The sequence below is a fragment of the Mycobacterium sp. OTB74 genome (assembly GCF_029892685.1).
Taxonomy (GTDB): Bacteria; Actinomycetota; Actinomycetes; order Mycobacteriales; family Mycobacteriaceae; genus Mycobacterium.
In genome coordinates this window covers 230822-250193 of record NZ_JARXVD010000002.1, presented here as the reverse complement: position 1 = coordinate 250193, position 19372 = coordinate 230822, and the positions used below count along the sequence as shown (strand labels likewise).

Sequence of the window (19372 nt, the reverse complement as noted above, 5' to 3'; positions counted from 1 at the left end):
CGGTGACTGGAGTGGTCGATGTGACAGACCTGCCAGACGTGGAGCGGATGCGCACGCCCAGCCGCCCTACTGCCGATAGCTGGCCAGGAAGTTGCCCAGTCGTTCGATGGCCTTGGACAGATCCCGCGCCCACGGCAGCGTCACGATCCGCAGGTGATCCGGTGTGGGCCAATTGAATCCGGTGCCTTGGGTCAGCAGGATCTTCTCCTGCAGCAGCAGGTCGAGCACCAGTTGCTCGTCGTCGCGAATCTCGTGCACCTCGGGGTCCAGGCGCGGGAACGCGTACAGCGCACCGGCCGGCTTGACGCAGGACACCCCGGGGATCTCGTTCAGCTTGCTCCACGCGATGTCGCGCTGCTCGAGCAGACGACCGCCCGGCAGCACCAGATCCTCGATGCTCTGATGGCCACCGAGTGCCACCTGAATCGCATGCTGCGCAGGCACATTCGGGCACAACCGCATATTCGACAGCAGGCTGATCCCTTCGATGAAGCTGGTCGCATGCTCTTTGGGCCCGGTGATGACCAGCCAGCCGGAACGGTAACCGGCCACCCGGTAGGCCTTGGACAGCCCGTTGAAGGTCAAACAGAGCACGTCGGGCGCGAGGGTCGCCAGGGAGACGTGCTCGGCATCGTCATAGAGGATCTTGTCGTAGATCTCGTCAGCCAGCAGCAGCAGTTGGTGCTTGCGGGCCAGTTCGACTATCTGCTCCAGGGTCTCCCGGCTGTACACCGCGCCGGTCGGGTTGTTGGGGTTGATCACCACGATCGCCTTGGTGCGGTCGGTGATCTTGGATTCCAGGTCGGCGATGTCGGGGTTCCAGCCCTGGGTCTCGTCGCACAGGTAGTGCACGGGCGTTCCGCCGGCCAGCGCGGTCGATGCCGTCCACAGCGGGTAGTCGGGCGCCGGGATCAGCACCTGGTCGCCGTTGTCCAGCAGCGCCTGCAGGGTCATGGTGATGAGCTCGGAGACACCGTTTCCCAGGAACACGTCATCGATATCGAACTTCGGGAATCCGTCGACCAGTTCGTAGCGGGTGAACACGGCGCGGCGGGCCGACACGATGCCCTTGGAGTCGGAGTAGCCCTGGGCGTAAGGCAGCGCGGCGATCATGTCGCGCATGATCACGTCGGGCGCCTCGAAGCCGAACGGTGCCGGGTTGCCGATGTTCAGTTTGAGGATCCGGTGGCCCTCGGCCTCCAGTCGGGAGGCTTGCTCGTGTACCGGGCCGCGGATCTCGTACAGGACGTCCTGCAGCTTGGTCGACTGAGCGAAGATCCGCGGCGGCCGATGATGGCCGCTCTGCCATGTGCGGTCGCCGGATACCTGGTGCGTGCTCACGATGTCCATGCTCCCATTGCCGTCCAATCTTTTTTGGAGCCTTCAATACGCCAATGGCCAGTTAGGACACACAATCCGCGGAAATGTGTGTCGTAACTGACCACTGGACGGTGTTGCTTAGCGCTTTCCGGGTCGGCGGGCGCCGGGTCGCAGGCCCAGTCCGACAACCGGTGCCGCGGGCTCGGCAGGAGCCTCAGTGGCCGGAGCGGTCGGCGCGGCGGGCTCTGCCGGAGCTTCAGCAGCCGGTGCCTCAGGTGCCGGTGCTGCGGGGGCAGCAGCCGGAGCGGCCTTCTTGGCGCCCGGGCGACGTGCACCCGCGGCCAAGCCCAGCCCCTTGACCGGTGCGGCAGCTGCAGCCGGAGCCGCAGGAGCCTCAGCCGCCGGAGCAGCCTCAGCAGCGGGAGCTGGGGCTGCTGCCGAAGCAGCCTCGGCCGCCGGAGCCGGAGCTGCTGCCTTCTTGGCACCCGGACGCTTGGCGCCGGCAGCCAGACCCAGACCTTTGGCCGGAGCCGCAGCGGCAGCAGGTGCCTCAGCAGCCGGAGCAGGAGCAGCAGCAGGCGCTGCGGCCTTCTTCGCACCTGGGCGTTTGGCGGCCATACCCAGGCCAGTCACGGGTTTGACCGCGGTGGCGACAGGTGCGGCCGGAGTTGCGGGAGCCGTAGCGGCCGGGGCGGCTTCAGCGACCGGCGCGGAAGCCGGTGCCGGAGCTTCCTTGACCCGCTTCTCGGCCAGAGCGGCCGACGCAGCAGCGGCGGTGCCCTTGGCCGGCAGCGTCACCTTGCTGGTGTCCAGCGAGTTCAGCAGCAGCTGTGCAACGTCCAGCACCTCGGTCTTGTCCACGTTGCGGGCCGCGGCGACGTCGTCGACGCCGTCGCTCATCATCACGCGGCAGAACGGGCAGCCGGTCGCAATGGCCGAGGCGCCGGTGTCGACGGCCTCTTCGGCGCGCTCGGTGTTGATGCGCTTGCCGATGTGCTCTTCCATCCACATGCGGGCGCCACCGGCACCACAGCACAGGCCGCGATCGGCGTGCCGCGGCATCTCGGTGAGCACTGCGCCGGCTGCGCCGACCAGCTCACGCGGAGCCTCGTACTCCTTGTTGTGTCGGCCAAGGAAGCACGGGTCGTGGTAGGTGACGTCCTGACCGGCGGCGCCCATGCCGGACAGCGGGACCAGCTTCTTGTCCCGGACCAGGCGGTTCAGCAGCTGGGTGTGGTGCAGCACGGTGTAGTTGGCGCCCAGCTGCGGGTACTCGCGACCGATGGTGTTGAAGCAGTGCGGGCAGGTGACGATGATCTTGCGATCGACCGTCTCGACGCCCTCGAAGAGCTCGTTGATGGTCTCGACGTTCTGTGCGGCCAACTGCTGGAACAGGAACTCGTTACCGCCGCGGCGAGCCGAGTCGCCGGTGCAGGTCTCGCCGGTGCCCAGCACCAGGAACTTCACGCCCGCGGTGGCGAGCAGCTCAGCGACGGCCTTGGTGGTCTTCTTGGCGCGGTCCTCGTAGGCGCCGGCGCAGCCGACCCAGAACAGGTACTCGAAGCCGTCGAAGCTCTCGACGTCCTGGCCGTAGACCGGGATGTCGAAGTCCAGCTCGTCGATCCAGTTGGTGCGGTCCTTGGCGTTCTGGCCCCAGGGGTTGCCCTTGGTCTCCAGGTTCTTGAACAGCACTCCCAACTCGCCGGGGAACTCCGACTCGACCATGACCTGGTAGCGGCGCATGTCGACAATGTGGTCGATGTGCTCGATGTCCACCGGGCACTGCTCGACGCAGGCGCCGCAGTTGGTGCAGGACCACAGCACGTCGGGGTCGATGACGCCGCCCTGCTCAGCGGTGCCGACCAGCGGGCGCAGCGCCTGCTCGGGGCCGGAACCCTCGATGCGTGCGAAACCGTCTTCGGGCACGCCGTGCCCGTGCAGGCTGTCGCCCAGTTTGGCGAAATCAACCGAGCCTTCCTCGGGCATCGGCTTGCCCTCGATGATGTACGGCGCCTTGGCGAACAGGTGGTCGCGGAGGTTCATCATGACGAGCTTGGGGGACAACGGCTTTCCGGTGTTCCACGCGGGACACTGCGACTGACAACGACCGCACTCGGTGCAGGTCGCCATGTCGAGGTTGGCCTTCCAGGTGAAGTCCTCGATGCGGCCGCGACCGAACACCGCGTCCTCGGCGGGATCGTCGAAGTCGATCTTCTCGCCCTTGTACTCCATGGGCAGCAGCGGGCCGAGGCCGTCGGGCAGGCGCTTGAAGGTGACGTTGATCGGCGCCAGGCCGATGTGCAGGTGCTTGGAGTGCAGCACGATCAGCAGGAAGACCAGCATGACGCCGAGGTGGCCCAGCAGCGCGATGCTCTCGATCCAGACGTTGGCGGTCAGGCCCAGGGGCTTGAGCAGTGCGCCCATGGCGTCGGAGAAGAAGGCGCCGCTCTGGTAGGGGAAGCGCTCGCCCAGCACATTGACCGAGGCCCCGCGGAACACCGCGTAGGTCGCGATGACCAGGAAGATCATGATCAGGATCTCCCAGGCGCCGCCGTTGTGCGATCCGTAGAAGCGCGATTCGCGGCCGATGTTCTCCGGGTTCTTGTTCAGGCGGATGATCGCGAAGACGATGATGCCGGCCAGCACGGCCAGTGCGAAGAAGTCCTGCAGGGCGCCCAAGACCGGCGAGTGCCCGACAAACGGGATGGCGAAGTCCGGCTTGAACAGAACGCCGAAGGCCTCCAGATACACCGTCGCCAGGACGAAGAAGCCCCACATGGTGAAGAAGTGCGCGATACCGGGGATCGACCACTTCAGCAGCTTCGACTGGGCGAAGACTTCCTTGTTTTGATTCAGGAAGCGGCGGACCAGATCGTCCTTGCGGCCACGTTCGTCGCCGAGCTTCTGGCCTGAACTGATCAGTTTGGTCAGCCACAGGATGCGCTTGACGGCGAAATACCCGACGATGACGGTTGCCACCACCGTGATCCACAACCTGCCCGAGTTGAGCATGTGTTCGAGATTCTCCACCGTGCCTCTTCCGATACGTAGCTACCAGTTGGTAACTTTGTGCATGTTACTGAACGGTAACTTGAGCTGGATGCGTGCTCATAGTCGCATCCTGGGCAGAAGCGTCGCTAGCAAGGCTGTCCTAACTAAATGGACACGCGAGCGCCGTATTTCCTGCATCCCACCAGGCGTTCCCGACTGTGGGCGTCAGCGCGGCTGCCGGGCCCTCGGGTTGGGGCGCGCTAGCTCGCTGATTTCAAGCTTTGTCGGCGAGGAGCGCACGCAACATGGACAGCATCTCTGAGCGCGATTCGGCGCCCAGCCTGCGGCGAATACGTGCCACGTGGTGTTCGACGGTCTTCGCCGAAATCAGCAGCCGGGCCCCGATGTCGCGGTAGGGCATGCCTTGCAGCACCAGTTCGGCGACCTCGCGTTCCCGGTCGGACAGCCGGGTCCAGGTCGGTGTCGGAGTGGACTGTCCATCAGCTGCGGGCGCTGACGGTGTGGTGTTGCGCACATCGGTCGGCGTCGGTCCGTCGGAGGTAGGGACAAGGACGTCGACGGGGTCGGTGGCGGCCTCCAGGGCCGCATCCTGCTTGAGGTCCCGCGCCAGCTGCAGCATGGCGCCCGACACGCGGCCGTCGGCTGAATGCAGTGCCGCCTGGCTTGCCAGGCGGGTGGCATCCCAGGTCAACCCGAACCGGGCCAGCCCGCGGGCGGCCATCGTGACCTCGGCGGCATCGACACCGTCGGCCAGCACGCGCAACCAGGCCCGACCCGCACTGGCCAGTGCCGTGGCGTAGGCGCCGTGCGAGCCCTCGGCCCGGCTGGCCGCGGCGAGCGCCTGTCCGTGCGGGGCCACCGACTCGGGGGAGTTGGCCAGAATGCCTGCATGCACGCCCGCCCAGTGCAGCGGAACCGACCACAACGCCGGGCTTCCAGCCGACCGCAGTAGGCCGAATGCCTCGGTGAGCGGCTGGCGCAACTGGTCGACCTGCCGCAACCGGGCCGCGGCCACCCACAGCTCACCGAGTGGCAGCAGCGTGAACAGATCTATCGAGTACTCGGCCAGCACCTCCATGGCCACGTACCAATGCTTCTGCAGGGCACCGGCGTCGCCGCTGCGGCGAGCGACCGCCGTCTGCAGGGCGCTGAACCATAGAGCGTCGCGGCGGTGCAGTTCGCTGCTGTCGAGGGTGGGCACCGCGGAGTCCAGCTGTCCGTCGAGCATCCTGATCCAGCCGAGCAGTAGTCGGTGGCGCTTTTCGGCGAAACCCGTCTGACCGTCGCCCGCCCCTGTGCGGACCGTTCGACCGATCACGCTGCGCGCGCGTACGGCGTCGCCGCCGTGCAGCGCGACCAGGGTCAACAGCGCTGCAGGACTGTCCGGCGCGACGACGGGTGTGGCTGATGCAGCGCCGACGGCCTGGGTCAGCCGGGCCATGGCCACCGAGAACGGCTGGTCGAGGGTCAGCAGCAACCCTTCGGCCATCCCCGCGGCGGCACGCGCGGATGATGTTGGCGGCATTGAGTTTTCGGCTTGCAGGCAGGCTCTGGCCAGCTCGGCGTCGGCGGTGGCGACACCGACCACGGCACCCGCCGCCGCGACGAACGGATCGGCGCAAGGGCCCAGCCAGCGGAACAACTCGGCGCCATGAGTGGCGGCGCCGTCGTGCATGGCCACGCTGGCCGCGATGCGCACTGCCTGTGCGCGCACGACCGGGTCTGGGTCATTCAACAGCTGGTCGGCGAGGGTTCCGGCGGTGCTGCAGTCGCCGGTGAGCGCCAGCGCGTCGGCCAAGTGGGAATCCGGCGATGTGCTGCCGGCCCGGGCGGCGGCCCGGTAGAGGCGGGCCGATTGGCGGGGGTCGCCCGGTGTGGCACGTCGGATCAGCTCGGCTGCGAGCAGGTCGTCGACTGTGCCGTGTTCAGCTAGTTTCAGCGCCAAATCCGTTGAAAGAGTTGATAGGTCGATTTGTGATTGCAGCAGCCTGGCCTCGGTTTCGCGATGCCGGGCGGCGCCGACCAGCTGGGCGAGGCAGGCGTGCAGAGAATCGGTGAAGACTGGGTCCAGCGCCGCGGACAGTAGGCCGCTGGCCCGAGCTTGGTCCACCACTACTGCGGCCTCACCACTGGCCAGTCGCAGGGCCGCGGCGATGTCGTCGGGGCCCAGCTCCAGGCTCAGCGAACACAGCAACAGCGTGTCCAGCAGGTGTTCGTCCAGCCTGCGCAACCGCTCGGCCATCGCGACCGCAGCGGCGCGGATGGGATCACCGCCTGACGCCTGCGCGGCCAGCGCCGAGTACAACAGCAACGGGATGCCGCCGGTGGCCGTGATCAGCCCCGGCAGGTGTGAACCGGTGATCCCGGCGCGGGCCGCGGCGTCGCTGATCTCCCTGGGAGTCATCGGCGCCAGCTGGATCGGTGGATGCTGACGGGTCAGAGTCGTGGTGAGGGCGTTCAGAGCATGGTCATGTGCGAGTGGTTCGGCGCTGGCCACCACGGTGAGATCCGGCTCGCCGGCCAGCTCGGTCAGCACATCCAACTCGGTGGACGACAGCAGGTGCGCGTCATCGATCACGATGGCCGCGCCCGGCGTATCACCGTTGCGGGGCACCCGGGCAAATATCGTTGTCCCGTTTGCTCGCAAGGCATTTCGCACCGCTTCCAGTGCAGTTGTCTTACCGCTGCCGATGCCGCCCAGCACCAGTGACTTGGCCCCTGGTGCGGTGGCCTGGGCGGCTAGCGGGTGGGTGGTCAATGGCGTGGTCGGTGTCAGTGGCCGGTCGGCGCGGTGGTCGGTACGGACGCTTGTCCCGTCGACGGTTCCGATGCTGCCGCCTTGGTGGCCGATTGAGCCGTCGGCGTTCGCCCACTGGGCGCATCGGTGGTCTGCTCGGCGGTGGGCGTGCGCGTGATGGGCGGCTGGGTGGTCTGTGGCTGTGTCGTTGTGGGTGGCTGGGTCGTCGTGGGCGGTTGCGTGGTGGTGGGTGGCTGGGTCGTCGTCGGTGGTTGCGTGGTGGTCGGCGGCTGCGTCGTCGTGGTGGTAGTCGTCGGCGGGGTTGTCGTTGTCGTGGTGGTTGTAGTTGTGGTGTCGCTAGTGGTCGTGGTGGTGGTGGTTGTCGTGTTGGTTGTTGTCGTCGTGGTGGGAGCATCGGTGGTGCTCGGCGTGGTGGTGACCGGGTTGGTGACCACGGACGTGGTCACGTCGCCATTCGGATTGGTCTGTGTGACAACGGATGTGGTGGCCGGAATCTTGGTGGTGGTCAGCGACCCGTCTGACCCCGTGATGGTGGTGGTCAGATCGACGGTCACCGGACCCGACGGAGTGTCGTTACTGGTCAGGTTCACCGCCGCAAGGCCGCCGCCGGCGACCAGGAATGCCGCTGCGGCCGCGCCGAACAATAGGGGCGGGCGCTTGTACCAGGGCAGTGGCGCGACGTCGGGGAGGTTGTCCTCTTCTTCGTGGGCGAACCCCATCACCGGCCGCGCAGTGGTCCCCTCGCCGGCTGCATCGGCGTAGCCGGTCGGATAGTCCGCCGGGTAGTCGCCGGAGCTGGGTACTGCGGCTGCGTCGTCCTGCTCGTCGTCGGACCAGGCCAGCGACCGGAAGGTCGAGGACGCCGGGTTCGGGTCGGCGGCAGGCGGCATGGGCGGGGGACCGGCTACCCAGCCCATGGTGGGGGCAAGGCCTGTGGGCGCGTCGGCACTCATGGTGCGCTGGTCCACCATCGGTGCGCCGGCGGCCGCGGCCAATGCGGGCTGCGGCGACGTCACCACCGGCACCCGGAAATATTCCGAAAGCCGTTGGGTGACAATCGGTATCGACGCGCCCCCGCCTGCGGTGGCCAGTGCGGCCAGGGCGCTCGGCGGAATCTGGTTGCGCTGCAAGCATTCTTGAACGACGCCAAGCAGTCCCGCCAGGGCGGGTTCGAGCAGCCGTTCCAGTTCCGGTCGGGTGATACGCAGGGCGGAGGCGAACCCCGGAAGGTTGGCGTTGACCGATGTCGCAGTCTCCGAGGACAACCGTTCTTTGGCCTGTCGGCACTGGTCGCGCAGCTGCGTCAGCGAGCCCACTGCGGCGGTGCCGGCGGGGTCTGCGTCGGAAGAGGACTCGGAGATGCCTGCGATGACATGGTTCAGCAGCGCTTGGTCTACCAGATCACCGGAGAACTCCGGGTAGCGCACGGTCTCGCCGATGGGGCTCAGGTCTGCGGCGTCGGCGATGGTGACGCTGGTCCCGCTACCGCCGAAGTCACACAACGCCACTACCCCCCGAGCGGGCAGACCCGGCCCGGCTTTCAACCCGGCCAGCGCGGCGGCCGCGTCGGAAACCAGTGGCGCAGAAGCCAAACCCGGCTTGCCACGCAATGCCACGCCGAGCGCGCCGATGGTCGACATTCCCCAATGGGCCGGGGCGGCTATGACGATCGGGCTGCCGCCGCCTGCAGTACGTGCCAGCACATCGAGGGCCTCGGCCAGCACCGCTTCACCGCGATGTGCCGACCCGTCAGGGGCGATCAGGGGAATAGGGTCGCCGACCCGCTCGACGAATCCCGTCAGCACCAGGCCGGAGGGTTGCGTCGGAACGCCGACCTCGGCGGGGCGATCCGGGAACAGCGTCAGGATTGCCCGTCGGCTCACCGGCGCTCGTCCGGCGGGCACGGCCGCCAGATTGGTCTGGCCGATCGACAAACCGAGCCCGTTGCTCATGTAGTCCACTCCTTTGGCGCTGTGTCGGACTGAGGTCACCCTATGCGGTGGCGGCCTAGGGGTGAGACACAATCCCCTAACGATTGGTAATCCCTAATGGAGATACCCCTAATGGCGGGTGTTCGGTACTGGGGTCGGCACCGATCTCCTGACGCGTTATCGGGATTAGCATCAAAAGGGTTAGCCGCGCCCTGTCGCATGTGGGGCGGGCATGTCCCCGAATGATCGGAAGGAGCAGGTGTCGTGGCAAATCCACTTCTGGATTTCGTCATGTCGGTGGTGCGTGATCCCGACGTGGCGGCCCACTACGCCGCTGATCCGGCCGGGGCCATCGCCGAGGCCAACCTGACCGGCGTCACCACCGCGGACGTGGCACATCTTATCCCGGTGGTCACCGAGTCGATGGGATCGATGTCGTCCCCTGCGGGTGGTGTGCCGGCCTTCGGTGCCGAGGATCCGGGCGCGAACGTCTGGGCAGGTAGCGCGGGGACCGCGGCATTCGACGCATTCGATTCGTTCGGCGCCCAGGTGCCGACGACGGTCTCGGACACAGCCTTCGGACCTCTGCCCGATACCGGTGTTCACCAGGTCATTTCCGATCCAGGGGCGGTCGGTGCCTATGGCGGGACCGGCGATACCGGACTGCCGCTACACAGCAGCCTGCCTGATCTGGCGACGGCCGACGACCCGGCCCTGCACCCGGACGTGCCGGTTGTCGACAGCGGACACCTGGATTCGGCAGATTCGCTCGATTGGCACCATCCCGTCGATACCGCAGACCCGAGCGCTGGGACCGGACCCGACCAGCACCAGGGGTTCGACTTCTTCAGCTGACCCCACCTCACCTGACCGGGTGAGGCGGTACCCGCCAGAAATTAACGCCGGTGGCCTGATGGCCGCCGGCGTTTGACGTTTCCCACCTCTTACTCAGCAAACACCCTAGCGATCCCCTAATCCCCTAATTGGGGGAGTCGCGGTACCCCACTAAAGCTCGTTGGGGGTAGGGGTGGCCACCCCGTGTGCACGGCTCATGGCGGCCCCTAACGTAGTTGTCAGTTCGCCGGAAGGACTGGCGACCCGAAACCTCCACAAGCTCCATAGGAAAGGGACTCCCATGACCAGCCTGATCGAGTTCATCATCGACCTGTTCCGCTTCCCGTCCGTCGCTTCCTCGTTCGTCCAGGATCCGGAGGGCACCATGCGCGATGCGGGCCTGACCAACGTCACCGCCGCACAGCTGGCTTCAGTGGCCGCCAGCGCCGCACCGGCCGGTGTCGTGCTGGGTGGCGGCGACCCGGTCGTCGGCCTGCAGAACGCAGTGTCGGACTACTACAACATGTCCTCGCCGTTCTCGCCGCACACCGGCTTCGTCTCGCAGCCGACCTTCGCGCCCAACACCAACACCGACTTCGCCAGCGGCAACAACGTGCCCATCGCGAGCGGCAACAATGTCCCGGTGATGAGCCCCAACCAGGACGCCGGCGCCAACGCACAGCAGGGTGCGTTCAACCTGGGCTTCGGCGATATCACGTTGGGCGGCAGCCATGTTCAGCAGGGCGATGGCGGCGTGAACGTCGCGGGCAACAACAGCGGCCCTATCGTCAGCGGAAAGGGTGCGGTGCTCGGTGACGGCAACAGCGTCAACAACGGCGACATTCACGCCGGCAGCCACTCCCCGGTGATCGTCGGTGCCGGCAACCATGTGGCTGACAACTCGCAGACCGCGGGTGGGCACATCATCTCGGGCAACAGCGGTCCGGTGATCAGCGACGTGAACACCGGCGGCGGCAACGGCGGCAGCGCCAGCGCCGGCGGCGGCCTCATCGGTGGCGGGCATGCCAGCGCCGGTAGCGGAGGTAGCGGCGGGAACATCGTCATCAACGAAGGCAACACCTCGTCCACCCACGTCGGCGGCAACCAGACCACGGTCGGCCACGACCTGGGCAGCGGAAACAGCAGCGTCATCGACGACTCGTCGCACTCGGTGTCGAACACCTCCTCGGTGTCCAACCACGTCAACACGAGCCTGAACAGCAACAACACTGCCAACACCAGCTTGAACAGCGGCAACACCACGCATACCGATGTTCATGCGGACAACTCGGTGCACAGCTCGGTCACCGACTCCTCGGTGCACCAGGCCGGGCTGAACACCTATGCCCCGACCGACCTGCACAGCACCACCGACATCAGCCACACCACCCACATCGATCCGCACACCGCGATGCACTGATCGATCGCAACAAATTGGCCGGCGGGACCAGTTAAGGTTCCCGCCGGTCGTTTGCGCCTACCGTTAGGCAGCGATTTGTGCATGTTTCGGGGCGCTCTCCGCCCGATATCGTGCACAAATCGCTGAGAGGAGATGACGTGACGCAACCCAACGAGCCGCAGCCGGCGAATCCACGCCCGGTCGCCGTGATCGTCGAGTTGATCGATCACACCAGCCGGATCGCAGAACTCAACGACCGCGACGACCTGGCCCAGCGGCTACTGGCCGCCAAAGAGCGGATCAGCGACCCGCAGATCCGGGTGGTCATCGCAGGGCAGCTCAAACAGGGCAAGAGCCAGTTGTTGAACTCGCTGCTGAATATGCCGGTGGCGCGCGTCGGCGATGACGAAAGCACGGTGCTCACCACCGTCGTCCGATATGGCGATGCCGCCGCCGCACAGTTGGTGCTGGCACCGCCCGACGGTGGACTGGAACCGAGCGTGGTGGGCATTCCTCCCAACGAGCTGTCCACCGATCTGCGCCGCGCCCCGCAGGCCGCAGGCCGTCAAGTGCTGCGCGTCGAGGTCTCCGCCCCGAGCCCGATGCTCAAGAGTGGGTTGACCTTCATCGACACCCCGGGTGTGGGCGGGTTAGGTCAGCCCCACCTGTCTGCGACGCTGGGCCTGCTGCCTGACGCCGACGCGGTGCTGATGGTCAGCGACACCAGCCAGGAATTCACCGCGCCGGAGCTGACCTTTGTTCGGCAGGCCGTCGAAATCTGCCCGGTGGCAACAATTGTCGCCACCAAGTCCGACTTGTACCCGCACTGGCGCGAGATTGTCTCGGCCAACGTCGCGCACCTGCAGCGTGCAGGGTTGACGCTCCCTATCACGCCGGTGTCATCGACATTGCGCACCCATGCGCTGGCACTGAACGACAAGGAACTCAACGACGAATCCAATTTCCCGTCGATCATCAAATTCCTCACCGACAGGGTGCTGAGCCGGGAGAACGACCGGATCAAGGACCAGGTGGTCACCGAAATCCATGCGGCGGCAGAGCATCTCACGTTGACCGTCAGTGCGGAACTGGCGGCGATCAACGACCCGGAACAGGTCGAGCGGATCAAACAGGACTTGGAACGTCGCAAGGAAGAAGCGCAGGATGCGCTGACTCAGACCGCGCTGTGGCAACAGGTGCTCAACGACGGCATCGCCGATCTGACTGCGGACGTCGACCACGACTTGCGAAACCGCTTCCGGCAGATCACTGCTCACACCGAGCGGGTGATCGACGGTTGCGATCCGACCCAGCACTGGGCCGAGATCGGCGCCGAGTTGGAGAACGTGGTGGCCACCGCAGTCGGTGACAACTTCGTCTGGGCCTACCAGCGAGCCGAGGCACTGGCCGCCGAGGTGGCCCGCAACTTCGTCGAGGCCGGGCTGGACGCCGTCGAGCTGCCTGAAGTGAGTGCCCGGGAAATGGGTGCTGGGCTAGGCGAATTCAACTCGCTGGCCCGGTTGGAGGCCAAGCCGGTCAAAGCCGGGCACAAGATGGTCACCGGCCTGCGCGGCTCGTACGGAGGCGTGGTGATGTTCGGCATGATGACGTCCTTGGCAGGCCTCGGCATGTTCAACCCACTCTCGGTCGGAGCCGGACTCCTGTTGGGCCGCAAGGCCTACAAGGAGGACATGGAGAACCGCATGCTGCGGGTGCGCGGTGAGGCGAAGATGAACGTACGCCGGTTTGTCGACGACGTGTCGTTCGCCGTGGGCAAGGAGTCGCGTGACCGGCTGCGCAACATCCAGCGCCAGTTGCGTGACCACTACCGCGGCATCGCCAATCAGACCACCCGATCGCTGAACGAATCACTGCAAGCCACCATGGCTGCCGCCCAGATCGAGGCAGGCGAACGAGATACCCGGGTGCGGGAGCTGGAGCGTCAGCTCAACATCTTGCGTCAGGTGGTCGACAACGCGGTGAAATTGACTCCGGAGCTAGCGGTTTCAGCCGCACCCGGCTCCGCCGGGGAACGATGAGCACCAGCCAGCGAGTCCGTGCGATCCTAGCGGACATCGTCGCGGCGTACCGCTCGGATCCGATGTACCGGAACCAGCCGCGGCTGCTGGGTGAGCTGGACCGGATCGGGTACCGGCTGGACCAGCCGATCCGGATAGCGTTGGCCGGCACCCTCAAGGCCGGTAAGTCGACTCTGGTCAATGCGCTTGTGGGAGAAGAGATTGCACCCACCGATGCCGCTGAGGCGACCCGTCTGGTCACGTGGTTCCACTATGGCCCGACGCCGCGGGTCACCGCGAATCATCGTGACGGCCACCGCTCCGACGTCCCGATCACCCGCGATGGCGGCCTCACCTTCGAACTCGCAAGGTACTCGGGCGCCCAGGGCGCGACCCAGGTTGCCGACATCGTCGACCTCGATGTGCAGTGGCCGTCAGCGGAATTGGAACGCTGCGTCATCATCGACACCCCGGGCACCTCGTCGCTGTCACGGGACGTCTCCGACCGCACGCTGCAACTACTGGTCCCGCCAGACGGCATCCCGCGGGTCGACGCGGTGGTCTTTCTGCTGCGCACCCTCAACGCCGCGGATATTGCCCTGCTCAAACAGATCGGTGAACTCGTCGGCGGATCGGCTGGGGCACTTGGCGTCATCGGGGTGGCCTCCCGCGCCGATGAGATCGGTGCCGGCCGAATCGACGCCATGCTGTCGGCCCGTGAAGTGGCAACGCGCTTCACCACCGAATTAGACCGCACCGGTGTGTGCCAAGCGGTGGTGCCGGTGTCCGGATTGTTGGCGTTGACGGCGCGGACGTTGCGGCAGAGCGAGTTTGCCGCACTGCAGAAGCTCGCCGCGCTCGACGGCGACGGCGCGGCGGCCCTGAGCAAGGCCATGCTGTCGGTGGATCGCTTCGCCCGCGAGGATGCCGCGCTGCCGGTCGACGCGGCAACCCGCAGCGCTTTGCTGGACCGGTTCGGCATGTTCGGCATCCGAATCTCCATCGCAGTGCTGCGAGCCGGTGTCACCGATTCGATGGGGCTGGCCGACGAGTTATTGGAGCGAAGTGGTCTGGTTGCGCTGCGGGAGGTGATCGATCAGCAGTTCGCCCAACGTGCCGACATGCTCAAGGCGCACACCGCGCTGCTGTCGGTTCGCCGTTTTGTGCAGACCAACCCGATCTATGCGACGCCCTACATGCTGGCCGATATCGAACCGCTGCTCGCTGACACGCACGCCTTCGAGGAACTGCGGCTGATCAGCCAACTACGTTCGCGGACAACGTCATTCAATGACGACGAAATGGCCTCGTTGCGCCGGATCATCGGCGGATCGGGTACCGACGCCGCCAGCCGTCTGGGGCTCGGGCATGACGCTCCCTATGACGGCCCGCGGGCGGCATTCGCAGCGGTCCAGCGTTGGCGCCGCCGGGCTGAGCACCCGCTCAACGACCCCTTCACCGCTCGGGCCTGCCGGGCGGCGGTGCGCAGCGCCGAGGCGCTGGTGGCCGAGTACGCAGCCCGGGGGCGAGTGGCGCAAAGGTGAACATTGGCAATTTGGGACCCGTCGCAGCTACCGTTTGCGGGTGACGCAATCGTTTGACCCTTTTGGGCTGGTAGGACGTGCGGTCGATGCTGCCCGGCTGGGCCTGGACGTCTACAGCTGGACCGAGCAGCAAGTCGTCGGGGCCCTTCGGAAGGGGCTCAGCGAACTTGATCCAGAACCGGCGGACATTGATGTCGAGCCGGCGCCGGCAGACTCCGAACCTCAGCGGGACTCGCAGGCCGGTTCGCAACCGAGCACGCGGGCCGGCTCGCTTAATACCAAGATGAATCAATTGCTAGATCGTGCACTGGACCAGAACACCGCCGGCGGCCAGGCCGAGCTCTACCATCACCTGTTGGATCAATTGGTGGCCGATGAGGCCCGGATCGTCGGCGCCCTCTCGGACGGTTCCGTCTCGCCTCTGGTCAATGTGTCTGACCGGACCCGCAAGGTAATGCTGGAGAATGCGTCGCTGATCGGCCGGACCGCGAATGTCGCTCTGCCCCAGATGACCCCGCAGTACGTCAGCCATCTTCTGGCGCTCGGGCTGGTCGAGATCGGCCCGGAGGACCCCGCGCTGAAGATGGACTATGAGGTGCTGATGGCCGAAATGATCGTGCTGGCTGCGGTCAAGGCCGCAACCAAGGGACCGTTGCCGGCAAAAGTGGAGAAGCTGACGTTGATGCTGTCCGCCCTGGGACGTTCGCTGTGGGCCGCCGCCGCGCAGGACGCGCGGGACGACTGGCAGTGACGTCTCAGATGTCGCACACCATCGTCGCCATGATGTCGTTGCCCGAAATTTTCGCTGATTTCGGCCGGTACTGGCCCATCTACTTCTCCATGCCACTGGTGGCCGCGTTTGTCGGCTGGAGCACAAAGATCGTCGCGATGGAGATGATCTACCGGCCGGTGGAGTTCATCGGTGTCGGGCCCATCGGCTGGCAAGGCATCATTCCGCGGCGCGCGGGCAAGGTCGGCTCGAAAACCATTGAGCTGCTTACCCAAAACCTGCTCAAACCCGAGGAACTGCTGGACAGGATCGATGCCAACGAGGCGGTGGAGGTACTACGCGAACCCCTCTCGGAAGCCATCGACGAAATCGCCCGCGATGTCGCCGAGCAGATCCGTCCGGGGTTGTGGGATTCGTTGCCCGCCGCCGGCCGGCACGCTGTGTTGAACCGAATCCACGCCCAGGCGCCGCGGATCACCGAGAAGATGCTCGACGAGATGCGTTCTGACCTAGGGCGTTTCGTCGACCTGCAGTTCCTGGCTGTCACCACGTTGGTGCGCAACAAAGAGAAGCTCAACAAGCTGATGCGCGGACTCAGCGACGATGCCATGGCATTCGTCCGTCGCAGTGGCATCTATTTCGGGCTGGCCATCGGCACTCTGCAGATGTTCGTCTGGGCGATCTTCAAGAACCCCTGGATCATGCCGGCCTTCGGTTTCGGTATCGGTCTGGTCAGCGACTACATCGCACTGAACATGTTGTTCCGACCCGTCAGGCCGACGAAATACCTTGGTTTCATTCAGTTTCAGGGCCTGCTGCACGCTCAGCGCGCGAAGATCACCGCCGACTACGCCCGGATTCTGGCTGACGATCTGTTCTCACCGGAAATCTTGTTCGACGGAATTCTCAAGGGGCCGGGTGCGGACAAGCTGTTCGCGATGGTGGCCAAGGAGGTCGAGTCGGCGATCGATCAGGAGACCGGCATCGCCGGCACGGTGGTCAAGTTCGCGGTGGGCACCACCAAGTACCGCGCGCTGAAGGATCACGTGGTGGCGCAGGTGCTGGAGCAGCTGCCGACCACGCTGCGCGAGGCTCAGGACTACACCATGAGCCGGATCGACCTGGAAAACACCATCGCCGACAAGATGAACCAGCTGACGCCCGAGGAGTACGAGTCGATCTTGCGGCCCGTGTTCAAGGACGACGAGCCGTTGATGATCGCGATCGGCGCCATCCTGGGTGGGTGTGTCGGCGAGTTACAGGTGCAGATGATCGAGCTGTTCACCCACCACTGACGTCACTGCTGCGGAGAGATCGGCTGCGGATAGATCGTGCGGGTCTGGTTGTAGCGCGGCGGCCGGGACCCGGGCGCCGGGCCGCTGTGGTTGGGCCGGGATTCGGTGACCGACGTAGAGGTCGTCGTTGTCGTTGTGGTCGAGCCACTGGTGGTGGACTCGCCGGTGTCCGTGTCAGAGGGCGTGCCGGAGATCGGATTTTCGATCTCGCTGGTCGACGGTGCAATGACGGACGTGTTCGTCTGGCTGGTGGACTGCGTGGTGGTGGTGCGGATGGTGGCCGGGGCCCAAGGCGCGTTGTCGCTGATGACCGGTGGGGGCGGCTTGGGCTGCTCGTATTGCCGCGATAGGTAGGACACCGCGAAGTAGATCAGCGCGATTGCGGCCAGTGCGGCGATGCTGGCACCGAGCACCAGCGGGGTGCGCTCGTGCCAGGGACGCTCGGGTTCGCGCTCCCGCTCCCGCTCGCGCTCGCGGTATTCAGTCCTGGCCACGGCGTCCGATACTAGCCGTGCCGTTTTCGCTGTTTCTGCGGGTCACGACAAATGCGGGATGACCTCGTGGGCGAAGAACTCGAGGTGGTCAAGGTCCGACATGTCCAAAACCTGCAGGTAGATCCGCTGAACACCGGCGGCCAGGAAGGGCGCCAGCTTCTCCGCGATCTGTGCTGGAGTGCCCACTGCCGGAGAGTTGCTGTACATCTCGTCGACCTCGCGGCCGATGGCACCGGCCCGGCGCGCGATCTCTGCGTCGTCCCGCCCGGCGCATAGCACGAACGCCGCGGAGTACGTCATGCTCTCCGGTGCCCGATCAGCCGCGTCGACTGCGGCACGGACCCGGTCGTACTGGGCCGTCAGAGTAGCCAGGTCGACGAACGGGATGTTGAACTCCGAGGCGAACCGCGCGGCCAGGGCCGGCGTCCGCTTGGCGCCACCACCGCCGATGATGATCGGCGGGTTGCACTGGGCAGGCTTGGGCAGGGCCGGGGAGTTTCTGATCGCGTAGTGCTTGCCGGTGAAGTCGAAGGTTTCGCCGACTGGGGTGTTCCAGAGTCCGGTGATGATCTGCAGTTGCTCGTCGAGGCGGTCGAAGCGCTCGCCGAGTGCTGGGAACGGGATGGCATAGGCCTCGTGTTCCTCGACGAACCAGCCGGCCCCGAAGCCGAATTCGACACGGCCGTTACTCATTTCGTCAACCTGAGCAACGGTGATCGCCAGCGGCCCGGGATGTCGGAAGGTGGCCGCAGTGACCATGGTGCCCAGGCGGATGGTGGAAGTTTCGCGGGCGATGGCACCCAGCGTCACCCAGGAATCGGTCGGCCCGGGTAACCCGTCGCCACTCATGGCGAGGTAGTGGTCGGACCGGAAAAACGCCGAGTAACCGAGCGCTTCGGCCGCCTGGGCCACGGCGAGCTGATCGGAGTAGGTGGCGCCCTGCTGCGGTTCGACGAATACCCGGAAGTCCATATGGGTCAGCGTAGTTGCGTGGCTTCCGCCAGTCAGAACAGCACGAGTCAGAACGAATCGACGTGGTCGATGCTGACGAACATCCCGTGCCCGGTGGCGTCGTTGGTGAAGCGGGTGCCATCAGTGTTGGCGACGATGGTCCACCCCTGGGCCGAATACGTCCGATAGTCGATGGGGACAGTCGGGATGGCACCCAGATTGCCGACCACCCACGACAATTTGCCGGTGGCGTTGACGCTGACCCCGTTGGCCTGCTCGCCCTCGACCTTGGGGGCATTGGTGAACTGCGCCTCGCAATCAACCGTCTTGGTGCTCAGCTGGCAACGGGTTTTGCCCGACTTGGTCTCGATGAACACATAGCCGTTGTTAGGCTCCAGCGGCTGCGCATTGCCGGGCGAGGCCGCCGTAGGGCTAGCGCCGCTGGGCGACGAAGTCGGTGAGCTGGGTATGGTGCGAGCTGGGCTGGTCGTCGGGGTTGCCGACTGGGAGGTTGCCGACCCGGTTGTCGGGACGGCGGATTTCGGCTGTCCGCCGGTGGTGTCCCCGCAGCCGGCCAGGCTCATGCCGACCACGAGGACGCCCATGGTCAACTGTTTCGCATTCATCGAGGCTCACGCTACGCACGATTGATGCGACGACCAGGCAATGACGCGCTGGAGGCTACTGCGGAGGAAGTACCGGCGGCTGGCACACGTTGTTGATCGGGTCCCACCATGAGCCGTTGGTGCAGTTGAGCGGAACGGTCGCCAGGGGTGGGCGGCAGCTGTTGATGTTCGGGTCCCACCAGCCGCCCGGGCAGTTCTGCACCAGCGGGGCCTGGCACCGGTTGTTGACCGGGTCCCACCAGGTGCCCCCTTCGCAGTCAGCATGGCTGATCGCCGGGCTGACTGCGGCGACAAATGCCATGGGCGCCAGCGCCGTTGCGGCGATCACGCCGACGCGCTGCAGGGACTTCTTCACAGGTACCTCCTTGGCTGAGTGGGGGTTTCACCTTACGGATCGCCTGCAGCAGGGCGTACAGCGGGAAGGCTGATTTTCGAGTAGCCGACTACTCGCGTTTTTTTG

At 65.9% G+C, this 19372-nt stretch carries 14 protein-coding genes; 6 read left to right on the top strand and 8 right to left on the bottom strand.

Annotated features, from left to right (window positions below; genetic code table 11):
* Positions 1–66 precede the first annotated feature (66 nt).
* From M2432_RS04330 to M2432_RS04315, 4 genes are all read right to left on the bottom strand, one after another.
* Entirely contained in the window at positions 67–1368 is a 1302-nt protein-coding gene (locus M2432_RS04330) for a pyridoxal phosphate-dependent aminotransferase (protein ID WP_280825521.1), read from the bottom strand.
* Positions 1369–1458: 90 nt separating this feature from the next.
* Positions 1459–4332 carry a (Fe-S)-binding protein gene (locus M2432_RS04325; RefSeq protein WP_280825744.1) on the bottom strand — a complete coding sequence of 958 codons (2874 nt, stop codon included), beginning with the start codon at positions 4330–4332 and terminating at the stop codon, positions 1459–1461.
* Positions 4333–4585: 253 nt separating this feature from the next.
* Positions 4586–7090: an isoniazid response ATPase/transcriptional regulator IniR gene (gene iniR / locus M2432_RS04320; RefSeq protein WP_280825520.1), complete on the bottom strand. Its 2505-nt coding sequence runs from the start codon at positions 7088–7090 to the stop codon at positions 4586–4588.
* A gap of 14 nt (positions 7091–7104) precedes the next feature.
* Positions 7105–9042, bottom strand: coding sequence for an Hsp70 family protein (locus M2432_RS04315; RefSeq protein ID WP_280825519.1), 1938 nt, complete (start codon positions 9040–9042; stop codon positions 7105–7107).
* 243 nt (positions 9043–9285) lie between these two features.
* Here M2432_RS04315 and M2432_RS04310 point away from each other — a divergent pair, with 243 nt between their 5' ends.
* From M2432_RS04310 to M2432_RS04285, 6 genes are all read left to right on the top strand, one after another.
* Positions 9286–9876: an Rv0340 family IniB-related protein gene (locus M2432_RS04310; RefSeq protein ID WP_280825518.1), complete on the top strand. Its 591-nt coding sequence runs from the start codon at positions 9286–9288 to the stop codon at positions 9874–9876.
* Between the two features lie 280 nt (positions 9877–10156).
* Positions 10157–11275 (top strand): IniB N-terminal domain-containing protein, encoded by a 1119-nt coding sequence (locus M2432_RS04305; RefSeq protein WP_280825517.1) that lies wholly within the window; start codon positions 10157–10159, stop codon positions 11273–11275.
* 137 nt (positions 11276–11412) lie between these two features.
* Positions 11413–13293 (top strand): dynamin-like GTPase family protein, encoded by a 1881-nt coding sequence (locus M2432_RS04300; RefSeq protein ID WP_280825516.1) that lies wholly within the window; start codon positions 11413–11415, stop codon positions 13291–13293.
* Complete coding sequence (locus M2432_RS04295; RefSeq protein ID WP_280825515.1) at positions 13290–14816, top strand: dynamin-like GTPase family protein; 1527 nt, start codon at positions 13290–13292, stop codon at positions 14814–14816. The genes M2432_RS04300 and M2432_RS04295 overlap by 4 nt, the downstream gene beginning before the upstream one ends.
* A gap of 40 nt (positions 14817–14856) precedes the next feature.
* Complete coding sequence (locus tag M2432_RS04290) at positions 14857–15567, top strand: Abi-alpha family protein (RefSeq protein ID WP_280825514.1); 711 nt, start codon at positions 14857–14859, stop codon at positions 15565–15567.
* Positions 15568–15575: 8 nt separating this feature from the next.
* Complete coding sequence (locus M2432_RS04285; RefSeq protein WP_280825743.1) at positions 15576–16841, top strand: DUF445 domain-containing protein; 1266 nt, start codon at positions 15576–15578, stop codon at positions 16839–16841.
* Between the two features lie 2 nt (positions 16842–16843).
* Here M2432_RS04285 and M2432_RS04280 read toward each other — a convergent pair whose 3' ends face one another.
* From M2432_RS04280 to M2432_RS04265, 4 genes are all read right to left on the bottom strand, one after another.
* Positions 16844–17335, bottom strand: a complete 492-nt coding sequence (locus tag M2432_RS04280; RefSeq protein WP_280825513.1) for a hypothetical protein — start codon at positions 17333–17335, stop codon at positions 16844–16846.
* 42 nt (positions 17336–17377) lie between these two features.
* Positions 17378–18307: an LLM class F420-dependent oxidoreductase gene (locus M2432_RS04275; RefSeq protein WP_280825512.1), complete on the bottom strand. Its 930-nt coding sequence runs from the start codon at positions 18305–18307 to the stop codon at positions 17378–17380.
* Between the two features lie 47 nt (positions 18308–18354).
* Entirely contained in the window at positions 18355–18891 is a 537-nt protein-coding gene (locus M2432_RS04270) for a hypothetical protein (RefSeq protein WP_280825742.1), read from the bottom strand.
* A 76-nt stretch (positions 18892–18967) separates the two neighbouring features.
* Positions 18968–19213 (bottom strand): hypothetical protein, encoded by a 246-nt coding sequence (locus tag M2432_RS04265; protein WP_280825741.1) that lies wholly within the window; start codon positions 19211–19213, stop codon positions 18968–18970.
* Positions 19214–19372 lie beyond the last annotated feature (159 nt).

Bases quoted from the DNA above. Each gene is read 5' to 3' on its own strand.
- M2432_RS04325 (WP_280825744.1), bottom strand. From the start codon at position 4,332: ATGCTCAACTCGGGCAGGTTGTGGATCACGGTGGTGGCAACCGTCATC.
- M2432_RS04305 (WP_280825517.1), top strand. From the start codon at position 10,157: ATGACCAGCCTGATCGAGTTCATCATCGACCTGTTCCGCTTCCCGTCC.
- M2432_RS04265 (WP_280825741.1), bottom strand. From the start codon at position 19,213: ATGGCATTTGTCGCCGCAGTCAGCCCGGCGATCAGCCATGCTGACTGC.
- M2432_RS04285 (WP_280825743.1), top strand. From the start codon at position 15,576: ATGTCGCACACCATCGTCGCCATGATGTCGTTGCCCGAAATTTTCGCT.
- M2432_RS04270 (WP_280825742.1), bottom strand. From the start codon at position 18,891: ATGGGCGTCCTCGTGGTCGGCATGAGCCTGGCCGGCTGCGGGGACACC.
- M2432_RS04275 (WP_280825512.1), bottom strand. From the start codon at position 18,307: ATGGACTTCCGGGTATTCGTCGAACCGCAGCAGGGCGCCACCTACTCC.
- M2432_RS04295 (WP_280825515.1), top strand. From the start codon at position 13,290: ATGAGCACCAGCCAGCGAGTCCGTGCGATCCTAGCGGACATCGTCGCG.
- M2432_RS04315 (WP_280825519.1), bottom strand. From the start codon at position 9,042: ATGAGCAACGGGCTCGGTTTGTCGATCGGCCAGACCAATCTGGCGGCC.